This is a genomic window from Streptomyces sp. NPDC014801, assembly GCF_043082085.1.
Taxonomy (GTDB): domain Bacteria; phylum Actinomycetota; class Actinomycetes; order Streptomycetales; family Streptomycetaceae; genus Streptomyces.
Map to the genome: position 1 here is coordinate 1 of NZ_JBIBXG010000024.1, position 18,125 is coordinate 18,125.

Annotated in this window: 17 protein-coding genes and 1 pseudogene; 8 read left to right on the forward strand and 10 right to left on the reverse strand. The window is 72.2% G+C overall.

Translation table 11 applies throughout. The features are described from left to right. The coding region (locus tag ACF1AL_RS38230) for a response regulator transcription factor (protein ID WP_391781297.1) at positions 1-214 on the reverse strand (214 nt) is incomplete at its 3' end. A 73-nt stretch (positions 215-287) separates the two neighbouring features. Here ACF1AL_RS38230 and ACF1AL_RS38235 point away from each other — a divergent pair. After that, a pseudogene (locus ACF1AL_RS38235) lies at positions 288-566 on the forward strand (sodium-dependent transporter); the annotation flags it as partial. 7 nt (positions 567-573) lie between these two features. Here ACF1AL_RS38235 and ACF1AL_RS38240 read toward each other — a convergent pair. Beyond that, positions 574-1,893, reverse strand: coding sequence for a histidine kinase dimerization/phospho-acceptor domain-containing protein (locus tag ACF1AL_RS38240; protein WP_391781296.1), 1,320 nt, complete (start codon positions 1,891-1,893; stop codon positions 574-576). A 275-nt stretch (positions 1,894-2,168) separates the two neighbouring features. Here ACF1AL_RS38240 and ACF1AL_RS38245 point away from each other — a divergent pair, with 275 nt between their 5' ends. Genes ACF1AL_RS38245 through ACF1AL_RS38265 form a run of 5 tightly spaced genes read left to right on the forward strand, consistent with a single transcriptional unit; the run spans position 2,169 to position 7,502 of the window. Then, positions 2,169-2,672 carry a hypothetical protein gene (locus ACF1AL_RS38245; protein ID WP_391781295.1) on the forward strand — a complete coding sequence of 168 codons (504 nt, stop codon included), beginning with the start codon at positions 2,169-2,171 and terminating at the stop codon, positions 2,670-2,672. A 5-nt stretch (positions 2,673-2,677) separates the two neighbouring features. Continuing rightward, positions 2,678-3,406 carry an ABC transporter ATP-binding protein gene (locus ACF1AL_RS38250; protein ID WP_391781294.1) on the forward strand — a complete coding sequence of 243 codons (729 nt, stop codon included), beginning with the start codon at positions 2,678-2,680 and terminating at the stop codon, positions 3,404-3,406. Continuing rightward, positions 3,393-4,082: an ABC transporter ATP-binding protein gene (locus ACF1AL_RS38255; RefSeq protein WP_391781293.1), complete on the forward strand. Its 690-nt coding sequence runs from the start codon at positions 3,393-3,395 to the stop codon at positions 4,080-4,082. Before ACF1AL_RS38250 ends, ACF1AL_RS38255 begins: the two co-directional genes overlap by 14 nt. Then, positions 4,079-6,721, forward strand: coding sequence for an FtsX-like permease family protein (locus tag ACF1AL_RS38260; protein WP_391781292.1), 2,643 nt, complete (start codon positions 4,079-4,081; stop codon positions 6,719-6,721). The genes ACF1AL_RS38255 and ACF1AL_RS38260 overlap by 4 nt, the downstream gene beginning before the upstream one ends. Before the next feature lie 52 nt (positions 6,722-6,773). Then, positions 6,774-7,502 carry a response regulator transcription factor gene (locus tag ACF1AL_RS38265; protein ID WP_391781291.1) on the forward strand — a complete coding sequence of 243 codons (729 nt, stop codon included), beginning with the start codon at positions 6,774-6,776 and terminating at the stop codon, positions 7,500-7,502. Positions 7,503-7,565: 63 nt separating this feature from the next. Here ACF1AL_RS38265 and ACF1AL_RS38270 read toward each other — a convergent pair whose 3' ends face one another. The 5 genes from ACF1AL_RS38270 to ACF1AL_RS38290 all read right to left on the reverse strand — a co-directional run bounded on the left by ACF1AL_RS38270 (position 7,566) and on the right by ACF1AL_RS38290 (position 12,512). Next, entirely contained in the window at positions 7,566-8,234 is a 669-nt protein-coding gene (locus tag ACF1AL_RS38270; protein ID WP_391781290.1) for a response regulator, read from the reverse strand. Further along, complete coding sequence (locus tag ACF1AL_RS38275; RefSeq protein ID WP_391781289.1) at positions 8,231-9,511, reverse strand: sensor histidine kinase; 1,281 nt, start codon at positions 9,509-9,511, stop codon at positions 8,231-8,233. The genes ACF1AL_RS38270 and ACF1AL_RS38275 overlap by 4 nt, the downstream gene beginning before the upstream one ends. Positions 9,512-9,538: 27 nt before the next feature. Beyond that, a complete protein-coding gene (locus ACF1AL_RS38280) occupies positions 9,539-10,378 on the reverse strand; it encodes an ABC transporter permease (protein WP_391781288.1) in 840 nt (279 codons plus the stop codon). After that, positions 10,375-11,313 (reverse strand): ATP-binding cassette domain-containing protein, encoded by a 939-nt coding sequence (locus ACF1AL_RS38285; protein WP_391781287.1) that lies wholly within the window; start codon positions 11,311-11,313, stop codon positions 10,375-10,377. The genes ACF1AL_RS38280 and ACF1AL_RS38285 overlap by 4 nt, the downstream gene beginning before the upstream one ends. Before the next feature lie 725 nt (positions 11,314-12,038). Then, on the reverse strand, positions 12,039-12,512 hold the full coding sequence (locus tag ACF1AL_RS38290) for an ATP-binding protein (RefSeq protein ID WP_391781286.1): 474 nt from the start codon (positions 12,510-12,512) through the stop codon (positions 12,039-12,041). A 179-nt stretch (positions 12,513-12,691) separates the two neighbouring features. On the opposite strand from ACF1AL_RS38290, the gene ACF1AL_RS38295 reads away from it, so the two are divergent. Further along, complete coding sequence (locus ACF1AL_RS38295; protein WP_391781285.1) at positions 12,692-12,814, forward strand: hypothetical protein; 123 nt, start codon at positions 12,692-12,694, stop codon at positions 12,812-12,814. Positions 12,815-12,886: 72 nt separating this feature from the next. On the opposite strand, the gene ACF1AL_RS38300 is transcribed toward ACF1AL_RS38295, so the two are convergent. Beyond that, a complete protein-coding gene (locus ACF1AL_RS38300) occupies positions 12,887-13,126 on the reverse strand; it encodes a hypothetical protein (RefSeq protein ID WP_391781284.1) in 240 nt (79 codons plus the stop codon). Positions 13,127-13,269: 143 nt separating this feature from the next. Beyond that, positions 13,270-13,917, reverse strand: coding sequence for a superoxide dismutase (locus ACF1AL_RS38305; protein ID WP_391781283.1), 648 nt, complete (start codon positions 13,915-13,917; stop codon positions 13,270-13,272). A 132-nt stretch (positions 13,918-14,049) separates the two neighbouring features. Between ACF1AL_RS38305 and ACF1AL_RS38310 the strand changes: the two genes are divergently transcribed. Then, positions 14,050-14,499, forward strand: a complete 450-nt coding sequence (locus ACF1AL_RS38310; RefSeq protein ID WP_391781282.1) for a Fur family transcriptional regulator — start codon at positions 14,050-14,052, stop codon at positions 14,497-14,499. 9 nt (positions 14,500-14,508) lie between these two features. On the opposite strand, the gene cobN is transcribed toward ACF1AL_RS38310, so the two are convergent. Next, a complete protein-coding gene (gene cobN / locus ACF1AL_RS38315) occupies positions 14,509-18,099 on the reverse strand; it encodes a cobaltochelatase subunit CobN (protein WP_391781281.1) in 3,591 nt (1,196 codons plus the stop codon). Positions 18,100-18,125 lie beyond the last annotated feature (26 nt).

Consider the following 18,125-nt stretch of genomic DNA (forward strand, 5'->3'; position numbering starts at 1 on the left):
CGACGCCGCGAGCACGCAGGGCCAGGCACACGTCGCGGCCGTCGGCGTCCGGGAGCCCGAGATCCAGGACGACCAGATGGGGCGCCGGTGCGAGCTGCCGCAGCAGGCTGTCGGCCGTGGCGGCGACGGAGACGGTGTGCCCGTCGTGCTCCAGAGCGCGCTTGAGGACGTCGCGGACCGCCGCGTCGTCTTCGCACACCATGATGAAAGCCACGGGCCGACCCTAGATACTCCCGGCCCAGTTCTCCATCTTCGCTGGTCAACCGTTGACGGTGGGGGAGCAGGCCGCCGCTGTTCTGGCCGTGGCCGCCCTGGTCTGCCTGCTCTCCTTCGTCCTCGGCCGGGTCGCCGCCCACCTCCTGCGGCTGGAGGCGGCTACCGCCTCGTCGCTGACGCTCGCCTGCGGCATGAACAACAGCAGCGCGAGCGCGGTGCTGATCACCGCGTCCCTGCCCGAGAAACCGCGCCAGCTGCTGCCGGTCCTCGCCTACGGGCTGCTGCAGAAGACCGCCGCGAACCGGATCGTCACCCGGCTGCGACCGGCTCCCACCGCGGCAGCCACCTGAACCTTCTTCAGCTGTCGCCCTCGGATCCGGGCTCTTCGCGGCGTACGGGGATGAGCAGGGTGAAGGCGGCTGGACGGCGGCCGGTCAGGGAGAGTCTGCCGCCCAGGGACACGGCTAGGTCGCGGGCGAGGGACAGGCCGATGCCGGAGCCCTCCCCCGCGCCGGTGCGGCCGTGGTCGAACAGCCGGGACGCCTCGCCGTCCACCGCGCCCTCGTCGGTCACATCGAAGGCGACGGCCTCCCCGAGATCGCGGGCCGTGAGGCGCACGGTGCCGCGCCCGTGGACGCGCGCGTTCTCCAGCAGGACGCCGAGGATCTCGGTGACCGGGGCGCCGAGGACGCGAACGTCGTCCCCCGTCTCAAGGGCCGCTGCCTCCACGCGTCTGCCGTCGCGGGCGAACGGTCCGTGCCAGCGCTCCTCGGTCTCGCGCAGCAGCTGTGACACGGGCGTGTCCGGGGCGGGCTGGCGCGGCAGGTCGTGGAAGCGGGTCAGGCGCAGCACCTCCTCCACCGTGCGGTGCAGGCGGCGCGTGGTGGCCAGGGCTTCCTCCAGGGCGGGCCGCAGCCGGGCGTCGTCGTCCTGGGCGAGCCCCGCCTCCAGGGTGAGCTGCAGCCCGGTGAGCGGGGTGCGTAGCTGGTGGGAGGCGTTGGCGGTGAAGTCGCGCTCGTGGCGCAGGAGTTCGGTCAGGCTGTGCAGCATCTCGTTGTGGGTGCGCGCGACCTGGTCGATCTCGGCGACGCTGCTGGGTTCGGCCCGGGCGCTCAGGTCGCCGGCGGTGACGGCCCGGCAGTGCCGGGAGAGGTCCTCCAGCGGCGCGGCCAGCACCCGCGCCTGCCTGCGGGCGACGAGGACGGCCACGGTCAGCGCGAGGGCGCAGACCCCGGCGAGGACCCCCCAGGCGATCAGGACACGGTCGCGTACGGCGGCCGCGGGCGAGGAGGCCCGTACGACGCCGATCACGTGCTCGGCGTGCGACACGGGCACCGCGACGACCAGGTCACCGCCCGGTCGGCCGCGCACCACCTCCGCGGCCAGCGCCCGTCGCACGGCCGTGTCGCCGGTGTGAGGGCCTGTGCCGGCCCGCAGCCGCAGCGAGGGGTCGTAGAGACCGAGACGGCCGTCGGGTGGTGGCGCGGGCAGTTCCACGGGGTCGCCGGTCGCGTAGTCCGGGCTGACGTGTACCGCCCCGGACAGCGCCGCCCGCTCCAGGGTGTCGCGCTGGTCGGCGTACAGGGACGACCTGATCGCCAGGCCCAGCGGGACGGCGAGGAGGACGACGGCGACCAGGGCGGCGGTGAGGGCGACTCGCACCACGCGCTGTCTCATGCCCCCATCCTGCGGGCCCCCGGCCGGTCCGTGAGCGGTCCGCCACGCGCTTTTGCCGTCGTCTAACCGTCGGCGTGCGGGGCGTTAACCGACTGCTCTCTAGCGTCGGTGACATGGCAGGAGAGCAGGACCCGGCAGTTTCTCGGGAGGGCAGTGGCATGCCGTACAAACGTACCTCCGCCGGCCTCGTCGCGGTGACGGTGGTCGCGGCGGTGATCTCGGGGTGTTCCGGATCGTCGTCCGGGGCGCATTCCGGCTCGGGTTCAACGGCCCCAGTGCGTGCGAACCCGGCCCCCACCGAGTCGAACCCGCCCGGGGACATCCCCGACAACCAGGTGTTCGTGGCCTACCGTCCCACCGGCGGCTTCACCGGGTTCACGGTGAAGGTGCCGGAGGGCTGGGCCCGCACCGACAAGGGCGGTACGACCGTCTTCACGGACAAGCTGAACAGCGTCACCATCGCTACGGCCAGCGCCTCCACCGCCCCGACCGTCACCTCCGTCAAGAACACGGTGGTACCTGAACTACGCCGGCAAGTGGCGAAGTTCGCATCGCCGAAGGTGTCGCAGGTGACCCGTAAGGCGGGCCCCGTCGTCCTTCTCACCTACCAGGGCGACTCGGCCAAGGACCCGGTCACCGGCAAGGTGGTGCGGGACGCGTTCGAGCGGTACGCCTTCTACCGGCAGGGCCATGAGGTGGACCTGACGCTGTCCGGCCCGGTCAAAGCCGACAATGTCGATCCGTGGCGGATCGTCAGCGACTCGTTCGCGTGGCGGTGAGTGCGATGCCCGCCGAACCGTCCGACGACGTGGTGCTGGCCGCCCGGGAGCTCTACCGCTTCTACCGGGCCGGTGAGGAGGAGACGCTCGCGTTGCGCGGAGTGTCACTGCGGGTGCGGCGCGGGGAGACGGTCGCCGTCGTCGGCCCGTCGGGGGCGGGCAAGTCGACCCTGCTGGCGTGCCTGGCCGGGCTCGACGAGCCGTCGGGCGGCGAAGTCCGGGTGGCGGGCGTGCGCATCAGCCACCGGCCCGAGACCGAACGCGCACGGCTGCGGGCGCGTCATGTGGGGGTGCTTCTGCAGTCCCGCAACCTGCTGCCGCATCTGACCGTGCGCGACAACATCCGGCTCGCCCAGCACGCGGTGCGCGGCCGTCCCACGGTGCGGGCCGGGGCGCTGCTGGAACAGGTGGGGCTCGGGCGGCGGGCGGGCGCGCTGCCGCGGCAACTGTCCGGCGGTGAGCTGGCCCGGGCCGGGCTCGCCGTCGCGCTGGCCAACTCCCCGGCCGTGCTGCTGGCCGACGAGCCGACCGGCGAACTCGACGGTGCGACCGAGGAGTTGGTGCTGCGGATGCTGCGGGACCGGGCTGCGGACGGTTGCGCGGTGCTGATCGTGACGCACAGCGCGGAAGCGGTGCGGGGCGCCGACCGAGTGATCACACTGGACGACGGGCGGGCGCACGAGGGTCGCGAGGGAACCGCTCGGACCGAGGAGAGCAGCCATGTCCTCCGCTGACCTGCTCGTCTCCTGCCGGGGCGTCGCGCTCACCTTCGGCCGGGGCCCCACCGCCGTGGTGGCGGTGCATGGCGCCGACCTGGACGTCCGCTCCGGCGACCGGCTGGCGATCGTGGGACCGTCCGGGTCGGGGAAGTCGTCCCTGCTCCATCTGCTGGCGGGGCTCGAGCTGCCCACCAGCGGCACGATCACCCGGCCCGGAGTGCGCGGGCCGCGGGACATCGGCCTGGTCTTCCAGGCCGACAGCCTCATCCCCGCCCTCGACGTCACGGAGAACACCGCGCTGCCGCTCGTCCTGGCGGGACGTCCGCAGCAGGAGACCCGCCGTCCGGTCGCCGAGGCGCTCGGCGTGGTCGGCGCGGCCGGGCTGGCCGACCGGCTGCCCGACGAGATCTCCGGCGGCCAGGCCCAGCGGGTGGCCGTTGCCCGCGTGTTGGCGCAGGCGCCGCGGCTGATCCTCGCGGACGAGCCCACCGGCCGCCTCGACCACGCCACCGGCGCCCGTGTCCTGGACGCCCTGCTCGCGGCGGCCGACCGGACGGGCGCGGCCCTCGTCGTCACCACCCACGACGCCGCCGTCGCTGCCCGGCTCACCGTTCGGCAGGGCATGCGCGACGGCCGGCTGCTTGCACCCGAAGCAACGCAAGCGCCGGAGCCACGAGGGAGCCTGTCGTGATCACCGCCTGGGCGGGCGGACTGGCCCGCCACCGCATCGGACGGCTACTGGCCGCCGTCGCCGGGATCGCTCTGGCCGTCGCCCTGGTCGCCGCGCTCGGCTCCTTCCTCACCGCGTCCAAGGCGACCATGACCGGGCGGGCGGTCCGCTCGGTCGCCGTGGACTGGCAGGTCGAGGTACAGCCGGGTGCCGACCCGAACGCCGTCCGGTCGCTGGTGCAGGCCGCCGGCGGCACCCGGGCCGCGCTGCCCGTCGGCTTCGCCCGCACCACCGGCTTCACCGCCACCGTGGGAGGCAGCACCCAGACCACCGGCCCCGGCGTCGCGCTCGGGCTGCCGGCCGGCTACCGCAGTCACTTCCCCGACGAACTTCGCATGCTCTCCGGCTCCGGCACCGGCGTCCTGCTCGCCCAGCAGACCGCATCCAACCTGCACGCCGCCCCCGGCGACACCATCGGCGTGCGGCTGCCCGGCGCCGGACTGCGGCAGGTGCGGGTGGACGGCGTGGTCGACCTGCCCCAGGCCGACTCGCTGTTCCAGATGATCGGCGCGCCCCCGCAGTCCCAGCCGACCGCTCCCCCGGACAACGTCGTCCTCCTGCCCGCCGCCCGGTTCGCCTCCCTCACCCACGGAGCCACCGGCGTCACCACCCAGATCCACGTGGCCCGCGACGCGAGACTGCCGGCCGACCCGGCCGCCGCCTTCTCCTCCGTGACGGGTGCCGCACACAACCTGGAGGCCAAGTCGGCCGGTTCCGCGCTCGTCGGCAACAACCTCGGCGCGGCCCTGGACTCCGCCCGCCAGGACGCCCTCTACGCCCAGATCCTCTTCCTCTTCCTCGGCGTCCCCGGCGCCGTCCTGGCCGCCGCCCTGACCGTGGCGGTCGCCTCGGCCGGCGGCGAACGGCGCTGCAGGGAGCAGGGTCTGCTGCGGCTGCGCGGGCTGCGTCCCGGCCAGATCACCGCGCTCGCGGGCCTGGAGGCCGCACTGGTAGGCGCCGGCGGCGGCCTCGCGGGTCTCGGGCTCGCCGCTCTGACCGGCCGCCTCGCCTTCGGTGCCGAATCCTTCGGCGCGGGCGCGGGCACCTGGGCCCTCTGGTACGCCGTCGCCTTCGTCCTCGGCGTGGCCGTGGCCGCCGCTGCCGTGCTCGTGCCCGCCCTGCGGGATCTGCGCACGGTGACCGTCGCCGACACCAGGCGGGAGCCGCGCGGGTCGCGTTCGCCCTGGTGGCTGCGGTACGGCCTGGACTTCACGCTGCTGATCGGCTCCTGGCTGGTCTTCCGCGCCTCCTCCAACAACCAGTACGCCCTCGTACTCGCCCCGGAGGGCGTGCCCAGCGTCTCCGTCTCCTACTGGGCGTTCCTCGGCCCGGCCCTGCTGTGGCTGGGTGCGGCCCTGCTGCTGTGGCGGCTGACCCTGCTGGTCCTCGCCCACGGCCGACCGGCTCTGGCCCGCCTTGCCCGACCGCTGACCGCGACCCTGTCCGGAACCACGGCGGCCGTGCTGTCCCGCCGCCGGCGGCCGCTGGCCCGCTCCGTGGTACTCCTCGCCCTCGCCGTGTCGTTCGCGATCTCCACGGCCGTCTTCAACTCCACCTACCGTCAGCAGTCCGAGGTCGACGCCCGCCTCACCAACGGCGCGGACGTCACCGTCACCGAACCGCCCGGCGCCCAGGTCCGGGCGAGCGCGGCCGACACGCTGAAGGTCTCCGGTGTCCGGCACGTCGAGCCTCTCCAGCACCGGTATGCCTACGTCGGCGCCGACCTCCAGGACCTCTACGGTGTCCGGCCCGCCACCGTCGCCAGGGCGACCTCGCTCCAGGACGCCTACTTCTCGGGCGGCACGGCCGCGCAACTGATGCGCCGGCTCGCCCAGCGCCCCGACAACCTGCTGGTCAGCGCGGAGACCGTGCACGACTTCCAGCTCTCCCCCGGCGACAACGTCAACCTCCGGATCCAGGACGCCCGTACGAAGGCCCTGCGCACTGTGCCCTTCCACTATGCCGGGATCGTCAAGGAGTTCCCGACCGCGCCGAAGGACAGCTTCTTCGTCGCCAATGCCGCCTATGTGGCGAGGGCGACCGGCAGCGACGCAGTCGGCGCCTTCCTGCTCGACACGGGCGGAAGCCACCAGCAGCAGATCGCCGCCCATCTGCGTCGGCAACTGGGCACCGGTGCCACGGTCACCGACCTGACGCAGACACGCGGCACGGTCGGCACCAGTCTGACCTCCGTCGACCTGGCCGGACTCACCCGGATCGAGCTTGCCTTCGCGGTGCTGCTGGCCGCCGGGGCGGGAGGGCTCGTCCTCGCCCTGGGCCTCGCCGAACGCCGCCGTACCTTCGCCGTGGCCACCGTCCTCGGCGCGAAGAGCGGCCAACTGCGCGGCATGGTCCTCACCGAGGCCCTGCTGCTGGCCGCCGGCGGCCTGGCGGGCGGCGCCCTCATCGGCTGGGCCCTGTCCGAGATGCTCGTGAAGGTCCTGACGGGTGTCTTCGATCCGCCGCCCGCGAGCCTGGCGGTGCCGGGCGGCTACCTGGCCCTGACCGCGGGCGCGGCCGTCGTCGCCGTACTGGCGGCCGCGCTGAACGGCATCCGCAGCGCCGGCCGGCCCGCCGTGGAGGAGCTGCGTGACCTGTGAGCGGACGGAAGCAAACGGGCCGCGCGTGTCGCCCGCTCCTACGCTGTCCAGCATGCGTACGCACGCGACCGCCGACCCGAGCCGTCACCGCGTCCTCGTCGTCGAGGACGACGACACCATCGGCCGCCACCTGGAGACCGGCCTGCGCGGCAACGGCTACGCACCGACCTGGAGCCGGACGGGCTCCGCAGCGCTGGCCGAGGCCACGCGGGCGCCGTACGACGTGCTGCTGCTCGACCTGGGACTGCCCGACATGGACGGTCTGGACGTCGCGCGCGCCGTGCGCGCCCGGCACCCGGACCTGCTGATCGTCATCCTGACGGCCCGCACGGACGACATCGACGTCATCGCTGGGCTGGACGCAGGGGCCGACGACTACCTCGTCAAGCCCTTCAGCCTGACCGTGCTACTCGCCCGGCTCCGCGCCCATCTGCGCCGCCGGGTCGTCGCCACGCCGCCGCAGGAACCCGTCCGGCTGGCCGACCTCGTCCTCGACGTCGTGGCCCGCCGCTGCACACTGCGCGACGCGGACGTCGACCTGCGTCCCAAGGAGTTCGACCTGCTCGCCGTCCTGGCCCGGCACGCCGGGGAGGCCGTCTCCCGGGAGACCCTGATGGCCGAGGTCTGGGACGAGAACTGGTTCGGATCCACCAAGACCCTCGACGTCACCATGGCCGGCCTGCGCCGACGCCTCGCGCAGGCCGCCGGCGCCTCGGTCCCGCCCGTCAGCCTGCCCCGCATCACCACCCTGCGCGGGCACGGCTACCGCCTGGAACTCTGACGGGCCCCGCGGCGCGGCAGCAGCGAGCAGGCCGCCGGTCTTCCCGGCCGCCGCTCATCAGGTTCAGTCCGCGTGGGGCCGGGCGAGGCCGTGGTCGTAGGCGAAGATCACGGCCTGGATCCGGTCGCGGGCCCCGATCTTGGCCAGGACGCGGCCGACGTGGGTCTTGACGGTCGACTCGGAGAGCACGAACCGGGCGGCGATCTCGCCATTGGTCCAGCCCTTGCCGACGGCGACGAGGATCTCCCGCTCGCGGTCGGTGAGGGAGACGAGCCTCGGGTCCTCGGCCGCGTCACCCCGGTGGGCGGGGACGTACTGAGTGAACTCGTGCAGGAGGCGGCGAGTGAGGGCGGGCGCGATCACGGCGTCGCCAGAGGCGACGGCGCGGATCCCCGCGAGGAACTCGTCGGGGCGCGCGTCCTTGAGGAGGAAACCGCTGGCCCCTGCCCGGATCGCGGCGTGGACGTACTCGTCGAGGTCGAACGTCGTGAGCACGAGGACGCGTGAGCGGCCGCCGGCGGCGACGATGCGGCGGGTGGCCTCGATGCCGTCCATGCCGGGCATGCGGACGTCCATCAGGACGACGTCCGGGCGCAGTTCGGCGGCCTTGCGGACGGCCTCCGCGCCGTGGGCGGCCTCCCCGACGACGTCGGTCTCGGGCACGGAGTCCAGGAGCAGGTGGAAGCCGTAGCGTTGCAGCGGCTGGTCGTCCACGATGAGGACGGTGGTCACCGGTCACCGCCCCGGGGCGTGAGGTCGAGGACGGCTTCCACGCTCCATCCTCCGCCGCCCGTCGGCCCCGCGCTGACGGCGCCTCCGTACAGAGCGGCTCTTTCTCGCATGCCCACCAGGCCGTGCCCTTCCTCGTTCGGCGGTCCCGGCTGTGCGGCCGGGCCGGTGTCCTGGACCCGGATGCTCAGCCGGGTGTCCGTCACGGCGACCGCCAGGTGCACCCGGGCGTCGTCGGCGGCGTGCTTCATGGTGTTGGTGAGGGCTTCCTGGACGATGCGGTACACCGTCAGCTGGACCCCGCCGTCCAGGGCCTCGACGTCGCCGGAGGTCCGGTAGATGACCTCCAGTCCGGCGGCGCGCACCGTGGCGCACAGCGCGCCGATGTCCACGATGCCGGGCTGCGGGCTGAGCTCGGGCCCGCCGACCGGGCCGTCCCCGGCCTCGCGCAGTACGCCGAGTACGCGCCGCAGCTCGCCGAGGGCCTGCCGACCGGTGTCGCCGATGAGCTGAAGGGCTTCCTTGCCCCGTTCGGGGGCGGCGTCCGTGGCGTAGGCACCGGCGTCGGCGAGGGTGATGATGACGGACAGGTTGTGGCCGACGATGTCGTGCATCTCGCGGGCGACCCGGGTGCGTTCAGTGGCGGCCGCGAGTCTGCTGCGCTGGTCGCGCTCGATCTCCAGCCGGGCCGCCCGTTCCCGCAGACCGGCCAGCTGGGCCCGGCGGATGCGCACCACAAGGCCGAGTGCGAGCGCCGCGGTCGCCGTGCTCAGCAGGAAGAACAGGGCGTCCCAGACGGAGACGGCCGAGGACGCGCGGACCGCGACCAGCAGCATGGCTCCCGCCATGACCGCACCGGCCCACGGCAGCTGCCGCAGCCGACCGTGCAGGGCCAGGCTGTACAGGGCGACGAAGAGCGCGACGTCCGCGCGCAGCGCCGCGCCCAAGGACCATTGGAGGACGAACACCGCGGCGATGACTCCGAAAGCCACCATGGGCTTGCGCCGCCGCAAGAGCAGGGGCAGTACGAGTCCTGCCTGCAGTGCCAGCATTCCCGCGAGGGGCAACTCGGTGAAGGCGAGCCGGAAGCGGCGCGGGCCGTCGCCGTCGTCCACTCCGTCACGCAGCAGGTCGGGCAGGCAGAACATCAGGAGGACCAGAGCCACGACCGCGGTGTCCAGCACCCAGGGATGTGTCCGGTCGGCCTGCCGCAACCGCTGGCCGCCCCGGGACAGCCGGGCGACCAGCGGTCCCATGCCGCTGATGTCATCGGTGGTCACGGACGTCACCTGTCCATGGTGCGGGCTTCAGGCGTCGGTGCGCGCGAGCCGGTACGCCGCGCCGCCCAGCGCAAGCGCCGTCCAGCACAGGAAGACCAGCAGTCCGGCGCCCGGCGACAGGGACGTCGAGTCGTGGGTCAGCGCGAACATCGACTCACCCGCGTTGGACGGCAGGTAGGGGCTGATGTCGTCCCGCCAGGAACTCGGCAGCAGGGAGACCAGCCCCGGGATCAGCATCAGAGCCGCCACCAGCACCGAGATGCCCCCGGCCACGGACCGCAGCAGCGCGCCCAGCGCGACGCCGATCACCCCGACCAGGCCGAGGTAGAGCCCGGCGCCCAGCAGACTCCGCAGTACACCAGCGTGCGAGAGGCTCATCGCCGCCGGCGTGCCCGAGACGATTCCACTGCCGAACAGGAAGGCCACGAACCCACCCACCGTCCCCACGACCAGTGCGACCAGCCCGAACACGGCCGCCTTCGACCACAGCACGGGCAGCCGGCGGGGGACTGCCACGAGCGTGGAGCGGATCATGCCGGTCGAGTACTCTCCCGCCGTGACCAGCACGCCGAGCACGCCCAGGGCGAGCTGGGCGAAGTTCGTACCGAAGAGGGACAGGCTGACGGCCGTCGAGTCGGCGAAGTCCCGGTCCATGTGGCCGGAGTCGATCCCCGACTTGTAGCGGCTCGCGGAGATCAGGCCGAAGGCCACCAGGAACAGCAGGCCGAGGCCCAGGGTGATCCAGGTCGAGCGCAGGGACCACAGCTTGGCCCACTCGGAGGCGAGCACGCGCCGTCCTGTCACCCGGTAGGCGGGGCGGGCGGGAGTGGTCCTGGGTTCCTCCGCGGTTGCGGTGAGGGTGCTCATGCGGGCCTCCCGAGGGTGTCGATGCCGGTCGTGGTGCCGTGGTACTCCACGGCATCCCTGGTCAGGCCCATGAACGCCTCCTCCAGCGACACGCTTCGCGCGCTCAGCTCGAACAGCGCGATGCCGTGTTCGGCAGCCCTCAGCCCGATCTCGCGGGCGGTCAGCCCGGTCACCTGCAGCTCCTCGGAACCGATCCGGCCGGTGACTTCGACGTCCGGCCCGGCGAGTACGTCCCGCAGCCGTGCCGGATCCTGGGTGACGACCTTCACCGTGTCCCCCCCGGCCTCGCGGATCAGGTCTGCCACGGTCGTGTCGGCCAGCAGCCGCCCGCGTCCCACGATGATCAGGTGGTCCGCGACCAGGGCCATCTCGCTCATCAGGTGGGAGGACACGAACACCGTCCGGCCCTCGTCGGCGAGCCCTTTCAGGAGGTTGCGGATCCAGAGCACTCCTTCCGGGTCCAGCCCGTTGACCGGCTCATCGAGCATCACCGTCTGCGGATCGCCCAGCAGCGCCGCCGCGATGCCCAGCCGCTGGCCCATCCCGAGGGAGAAGGCGCCGGCCCGCTTCTTCGCCACGCTGTCGAGCCCGGCAACGCCGATGACCTCCTCGACCCGGCTGCCGGGAATGCCGTGGGTGAGCGCGAGTGCCTTGAGGTGGTGGTACGCCGAGCGGCCCGGGTGGATCGACTTGGCCTCCAGGAGGGCGCCGACCTCCTGCAGCGGAGCCTGGTGGCGGGCGTAGTGGTGGCCGTTCACGGTGACGGAGCCGCTCGTCGGGGCGTCGAGGCCGACGATCATGCGCATGGTCGTGGACTTGCCCGCGCCGTTGGGCCCCAGGAAGCCGGTCACCGTGCCCGGCTTCACCACGAAGTCCAGCCCATCGACGGCCGTCTTCTCGCCGTACCTCTTGGTCAACCGCCGTGCGTCGATCATTCGCGTTCTCCCTGTCGGGCTCCGGCATCCGTCACTTCGAACGCCTCACCGGCAACGCTAGGTGCCGAATCACCCGGATCCCGTGGTACCAGGAGGCTGTACCGCGGCGGGCGCGTAGTACCGCGGTACTACGTGGCCACCTGCGGTGTTTATCCGATGCCGTCGGCGGCTGGCTCTTCGCCCTCAGGTGGCTCGGCCTGAGCAATGTGGCCCGCTGGCTTCCGGACTGATGGCCCCCCGGCACGGTGGACATGGACACGGACATGGTGCGCGGAAGGCAGCACCGACAGGCAGCACACAGCAGGTGGCCAAGGCACGCGGCACTGAAAGAGCCGGACGTGGTAAGAGAGGCAGGGCCATGCGCCGGGCGATCCTGGTCGTCTAAGACGATCATGCCCTGCTTGACGTGCTCATGCGAGGGCTGAGACGAGGACTTCGACCCCGTACCCACCAGACGGCGCGACCGCCCTGCGGGGTCCGGCCGCCCAGGCGGTCGCCTTCGGGCGGGGCCGTCCTCCGGCCGACGCGGGCGGGCCGGTACCGGCTCGGGGATCTTCTCAGCGCTCATACAGCCGAGTCTCGGCGCGGCCGCCGGCGTGCGGCCTTCAGCCCTAGCTGGCCTGGGTATTGCCCGGGGCGGGGTACCCGCTCGGAGACTTGACCGCTGAGTGCATAATTGCGCCTGGAGCGGCCCGTGGTCCCCCCGTCTGCGGGCCGCTCATTTCTCAGCAGACCTGGTCACTGGCTTCGTCTCCGACCGGATCGGCCAGGGTCACGGCCGCCACGATCCGCTTGCCCACCGGCTCGCGGTGCATTTCGAAACTGCGGCAGAGCGCCATCACGATCTCCAGACCATGCTGGCCGACCCGGCCCGGATCAGCGGCCTGGGCCACCGGCAGGCACGGTTCGCTGTCCCACACCGTCACCTCCACCGCCCCCTCACACAGCTCCAGCGTCAGCAGGTACGGGCCGGGAGCGTATTTGTGGGCGTTGGTCACCAGCTCGCTCACCACCAGCTGCACCGCGCCTTTGGCGCGGTCGGAGACGGACACCCCATGCACGGCCTCCACATCCACCAGGAAGGTGCGGGCCTGGTGACGAGCCTCAGCGATATCCTCGCTGCCCTCGAAAGCCGCGGACACCACAATTGGACGGTCCGCGCGTGGCTCGCGGCCGCCCTCATGGACAGGCAGATCCATGCCGTCCGCCTCACTTCCGAAGCGTCGACTGCAGCTGCGTCCCCCTGTACCCGGGAAACACCAGCACTTGCAAACATGAACTGCTCTTCTGGTATTTGTCGTATGACAACGATCCAGCGGCGGCCCGCCAGCGGCTCTCGGAAGGCACTCCGTGCGACGGGCGTCGTACGGTCGTACGCATGAACGATGCGCCCAGACGTATCGACCCCACAACGGACCGGGCCACCGCGGCGCTGATCCTCGGCTGCCGCCCGAGCCAGGTCGGCTACTGCGCGCGCTGCCAGGGACTCACCGTGCGCTAGGGGTCCCATGCCCAGGTCATCTGCCCCGCCTGCCGCGCGGCCGGGCAGGACACCGGCGGGCAGTCCGGCTGATCACCCGGCGGCCGGCAAGGCACCCTGGCCGAACGCGGGCACGTCCGCGACCGTCACGTCCAGGCGCAGCCGGGCGTAGCGGACAGGGTGGCGCCAGGCGCCGCGTTCCTGAGCGGTGTCGACCGCGATCTCGGCAACCCGGCCCGGCTCGACCAGGGTCACATCCAGGGTCCTGCTGGAGCCCCAGGACGAGGTGAAGCGGACGCCCTCCCAGGGGTGCCCGGGCGCGGCCGGCGTCAACTGCTCGGGCGCGACTGGATTGGTGCGCCGACAACGGAAAGGCTCCCGGGAGCATGTCCTCCCGGGAGCCTTCCGCTGTGCCGCCTGCCTGTGAAGGGTGAGAAGACGATCACGAGGCAGGACGCTAGGGGTGGGCTACGGCGTCACGGCTTGAGCAGCAGGCTGTCGCCGCGCTCCTTGGCGGCGGCGTAGCGCTTGGCCACGTCCTGCCAGTTGACGACCTGCCACATGGCCTCGATGAAGTCGACCTTCTGGTTCTTGTACTGGAGGTAGAAGGCGTGCTCCCAGGCGTCGAAGACCAGGATCGGGGTGGAGCCCTGGCCGACGTTGCCCTGGTGGTCATAGACCTGCTCGACGATGAGGCGACCGCTGAGCGGCTCGTAGGCGAGCACGCCCCAGCCCGAGCCCTGGGTCGTGGCGGCGGCCTTGGACAGCTGGGCCTTGAAGCCGGCGAAGGAGCCGAAGGACTCGGTGATCGCGTCCGCCAGGTCGCCGACGCCGTCCTGCGCCAGCGGCTCGCCGCCGCCGTCCTTCGGGCCGGTCATGTTCTGCCAGTAGATGGAGTGCAGGATGTGGCCCGACAGGTGGAAGGCCAGGTTCTTCTCCAGGCCATTGATCGAGCCCCACTGGTCCTTGTCGCGGGCCTCGGCGAGCTGCTCCACGGTGTCGTTCGCGCCCTTCACGTACGCCGCGTGGTGCTTGTCGTGGTGCAGCTCGATGATCTCCGGGCTGATCACCGGAGCGAGCGCCGAGTAGTCGTACGGGAGCTCCGGGAGCGTGTAGAGAGCCATGTCCTACGTCCTCCGACGTTATTGCGAACAGTATGCAGCTGCACGATAACAGCAGGAACGGTACCTTGCGATCATGCGTTGGACCTAGGACCACCCGTGTTCCGCGAGAACCCGCGGCGAGAAAGGCAGAGCGTGACCACGAGCTTGTCGTCGGCTTCCGGTGCTGCGGTACCCCTGGACGCTTCGGTGCAGCTGCGGCGTCGCGGCCTGCGCTGCACTCCGGGCCGGTTGCATGCCCTTGCCATGCTGTCCTCGTCGGGGGCCCATCTGTCGTCTGCCGAGGTGTTCGCGCAGTTGCGAGCTGTGGGCATTCCGGTGGACCGGGCGACTGTCTACCGGACCTTGGAGACGCTGGAGGCGGCCGGACTGGTGCACGCGGTTCACGGTCGGGGACCCAAGCGCTACGGGATCGGCTCCGAGCCGCACCCCCACACCGTGTGTGAGGAGTGCGGCCAGGTGGGGGATCTCACCGGTGAGCGGCTGGGAGAGACCGTGGAACGCATCATGGAGATGAGCGGCTTGCGGCCCGGGGCGAGCGGCTCGCTGTTGGTCTACGGCCTGTGCGCGCGCTGCGCGGAGTGAACAGGGCCTTCACCCCTGCCCTTCGAGGTCTCCCTCCGCCTCCAGGTACACCTGCCGCAGCTGCTCCAGCACGCCCGGATCCGGCTTGGCCCACATCCCCCGGGACTCGGCCTCCAGGAGGCGCTCGGCGATGCCGTGCAGGGCCCAGGGGTTGGCCTGCTGGAGGAACTCGCGGTTGGTCGGGTCCAGGACGTAGGTCTTGGTCAGCTTGTCGTACATCCAGTCGGCGACCACGCCGGTGGTGGCGTCGTAGCCGAAGAGGTAATCCACCGTGGCCGCAAGTTCGAAGGCGCCCTTGTAGCCGTGGCGGCGCATCGCCTCGATCCACTTGGGGTTGACGACGCGGGCGCGGAAGACGCGGGACGTCTCCTCGACCAGAGTGCGGGTGCGGACCGTCTCTGGCCGGGTGGAGTCGCCGATGTACGCCTCGGGGGCGGTGCCGCGCAGGGCACGGACTGTGGCGACCATGCCGCCGTGGTACTGGAAGTAGTCGTCGGAGTCGGCGATGTCGTGCTCGCGGGTGTCGGTGTTCTTGGCCGCGACGGCGATGCGCTTGTACGCCGTCTCCATGTCCTCGCGGGCCGGGCGGCCGTCGAGGTCGCGGCCGTAGGCGTAGCCGCCCCAGATGGTGTAGACCTCGGCGAGGTCGGCGTCGGTGCGCCAGTCGCGCGAGTCGATGAGCTGGAGCAGTCCGGCGCCGTACGTTCCGGGGCGGGAGCCGAAGATGCGGGTGGTGGCGCGGCGCTCGTCGCCGTGAGCCGCCAGGTCTGCCTGCACGTGGGTCCGGACGTGGTTGATCTCGGCCGGTTCCTCCAGGGAGGCCGCCAGGCGTACGGCGTCGTCCAGGAGCCCGATGGTGTGCGGGAAGGCGTCGCGGAAGAAGCCGGAGATGCGCAGGGTGACGTCGATGCGCGGGCGGCCCAGCTCCTCGTACGGGATGGGTTCGAGGCCGGTGACGCGGCGGGAGGCGTCGTCCCATACGGGACGGATGCCGAGCAGGGCGAGGGCCTCGGCCACGTCGTCGCCGGCGGTGCGCATGGCGCTGGTACCCCACAGGGACAGGCCGACGGAGCTGGGCCAGTCGCCGTTGTCGGTGCGGTAGCGCTGCAGCAGGGAGTCGGCGAGGGCCTGGCCGGTCTCCCAGGCGAGGCGGGAGGGGACGGCCTTGGGGTCGACGGAGTAAAAGTTGCGGCCGGTCGGCAGGACGTTGACCAGGCCGCGCAGTGGGGAGCCGGAGGGGCCGGCGGGGACGAAGCCGCCGTTCAGGGCGTGGACGACGTGGTCGAGTTCGGCGGTGGTGGCGGCGAGGCGTGGGACGACCTCGCGGGCGGCGAACGCCAGGATGGCCGCGACCTGTTCGCCGTGTTCGGTGGGTATGGCGGCCGGGTCCCAGTCGGCGTCCTCCATGGCCTGCACCAATGCCCGTGCCGTCTCCTCCGCCTCGTCGGCCGTGGTGCGGGTCGCCGAGGACTCGTCGAGGCCGAGGGCCTCGCGCAGGCCGGGCAGGGTGGTGGTGCCGCCCCAGATCTGGCGGGCGCGGAGGATGGCGAGGACGAGGTTGACGCGGTCGGGGCCGGTGGGCGGGGTGCCGAGGGTGTGAAGGCCGTCGCGGATCTGGGCGTCCTTGACCTCGCAGAGCCAGCCGTCGACGTGGAGGAGGAAGTCGTCGAAGCCGTCGTCGTCGGGGCGGTCGTCCAGGCCGAGGTCGTGGTCGAGGCGGGCGGCCTGGATGAGGGTCCAGATCTGGGCGCGGATCGCGGGCAGCTTGGCCGGGTCCATCGCGGAGATCTGGGCGTACTCGTCGAGGAGTTGCTCCAGGCGGGCGATGTCGCCGTAGGAGTCGGCGCGGGCCATGGGCGGGACGAGGTGGTCGACGAGGGTGGCGTGGACGCGGCGCTTGGCCTGGGTGCCTTCGCCGGGGTCGTTGACCAGGAACGGGTAGATGAGCGGGAGGTCGCCGAGGGCGGCGTCGGGCCCGCAGGCGGCGGACAGGCCTGCGTTCTTGCCGGGCAGCCATTCGAGGTTGCCGTGCTTGCCGAGGTGGATCATCGCGTCCGCGCCGAAGCCGCCTTCGGACTGCGGGGCGGCGATCCAGCGGTAGGCGGCCAGGTAGTGGTGGGAGGGCGGGAGGTCGGGGTCGTGGTGGATGGCGATGGGGTTCTCGCCGAAGCCGCGCGGGGGCTGGATGAGGATCAGCAGGTTGCCGTAGTGCAGGGCGGCGAGGACGATGTCGCCGTCCTTGTTGCGGCTGTGGTCGACGAACATCTCACCGGGTGCCGGCCCCCAGTGTTCTTCGACGGCTGTCCGCAGGTCCTTGGGCAGGGTGGCGAACCAGCGGCGGTAGTCGGCGGCCGGGATCCGCACCGGGTTGCGGGCCAGCTGCTCTTCGGTGAGCCAGTCCTGGTCGTGTCCGCCCGTCTCGATGAGCGCGCGGATCAGTTCGTCGCCGTCACCGGAGGCTAGCCCGGGGATGTCCTCGGCGCCGAAGTGGTAGCCCTCCTCATGAAGACGCCTGAGCAGGGCGACGGCGCTGGCCGGGGTGTCCAGTCCGACCGCGTTGCCGATCCGGGAGTGCTTGGTCGGGTACGCGGACAGGACGAGCGCCAGGCGCTTGTCGGCGGCCGGGATGTGCCTGAGGCGTGCGTGGCGTACGGCGATCCCGGCGACGCGGGCGGCGCGCTCGGGGTCGGCGACGTAGGCCGGGAGGCCGTCGGCGTCGATCTCCTTGAAGGAGAACGGCACCGTGATCAGGCGGCCGTCGAACTCGGGGACGGCGATCTGGCTGGCCGCGTCGAGCGGGGAGACGCCCTCGTCGTTGGCCTCCCATGTGGAGCGCGAGCCGGTCAGGCACAGGGCCTGGAGGATGGGCACGTCGAGGGCGGTGAGGGCGCCCGCGTCCCAGGACTCGTCGTCGCCGCCGGCCGACGCCTCGGCGGGTTTGGTGCCGCCGGCGGCCAGCACCGTGGTGACGATGGCGTCGGCGGCGCGCAGTTCGTCGATCAGGTCCGGCTCGGGGGCGCGCAGGGAGGCGACGTAGAGCGGCAGCGGCCTGCCCCCGGCCTCCTCGATCGCGTCGCACAGGGCGTGCACGAAGGCGGTGTTGCCGCTCATGTGGTGGGCGCGGTAGTAGAGCACCGCGATTTTGGGGGCGCCCGGGTCTGCCGGGGCCGGCCGCTCCAGCGGGCCCCAGGTGGGGGCCGGTGCCGGCGGATCGAAGCCGTGGCCGGTAAGCAGGACCGTGTCCGACAGGAAACGGGCGAGCTGCTCCAGGTTGGCCGGGCCTCCGTGCGCGAGATAGGCGTGGGCGTCGGCCGCGATACCGACGGGGACGGTGGAGGCGGCCATCAGCTGGGCGTCGGGAGCCTGTTCGCCGGTGAGGACGACAACGGGCCGGCCGTCGGCCAGCAGCAGGTCGAGCCCGTCTTGCCAGGCGCGCAGTCCGCCCAGGAGGCGGACGACGACCAGGCCTACGCCGTCCAGGAGGGCGGGGAGTTCGTCCAGGTCGAGGCGGGCCGGGTTGGCGAAGCGGTATGCGACCGGGCCGTCGGCCGCTCGGGCGCTGAGCAGGTCGGTGTCGGACGTCGACAGCAGGAGGATCATGCGGCGTCTGGCCTTCCTCGGGGTCC

Bases quoted from the DNA above. Each gene is read 5' to 3' on its own strand.
- ACF1AL_RS38255 (WP_391781293.1), top strand. From the start codon at position 3,393: ATGTCCTCCGCTGACCTGCTCGTCTCCTGCCGGGGCGTCGCGCTCACC.
- ACF1AL_RS38265 (WP_391781291.1), top strand. From the start codon at position 6,774: ATGCGTACGCACGCGACCGCCGACCCGAGCCGTCACCGCGTCCTCGTC.
- ACF1AL_RS38290 (WP_391781286.1), bottom strand. From the start codon at position 12,512: ATGGATCTGCCTGTCCATGAGGGCGGCCGCGAGCCACGCGCGGACCGT.
- ACF1AL_RS38250 (WP_391781294.1), top strand. From the start codon at position 2,678: ATGCCCGCCGAACCGTCCGACGACGTGGTGCTGGCCGCCCGGGAGCTC.
- ACF1AL_RS38305 (WP_391781283.1), bottom strand. From the start codon at position 13,917: ATGGCTCTCTACACGCTCCCGGAGCTCCCGTACGACTACTCGGCGCTC.
- cobN (WP_391781281.1), bottom strand. From the start codon at position 18,099: ATGATCCTCCTGCTGTCGACGTCCGACACCGACCTGCTCAGCGCCCGA.
- ACF1AL_RS38280 (WP_391781288.1), bottom strand. From the start codon at position 10,378: ATGAGCACCCTCACCGCAACCGCGGAGGAACCCAGGACCACTCCCGCC.
- ACF1AL_RS38295 (WP_391781285.1), top strand. From the start codon at position 12,692: ATGAACGATGCGCCCAGACGTATCGACCCCACAACGGACCGGGCCACC.
- ACF1AL_RS38285 (WP_391781287.1), bottom strand. From the start codon at position 11,313: ATGATCGACGCACGGCGGTTGACCAAGAGGTACGGCGAGAAGACGGCC.
- ACF1AL_RS38240 (WP_391781296.1), bottom strand. From the start codon at position 1,893: ATGAGACAGCGCGTGGTGCGAGTCGCCCTCACCGCCGCCCTGGTCGCC.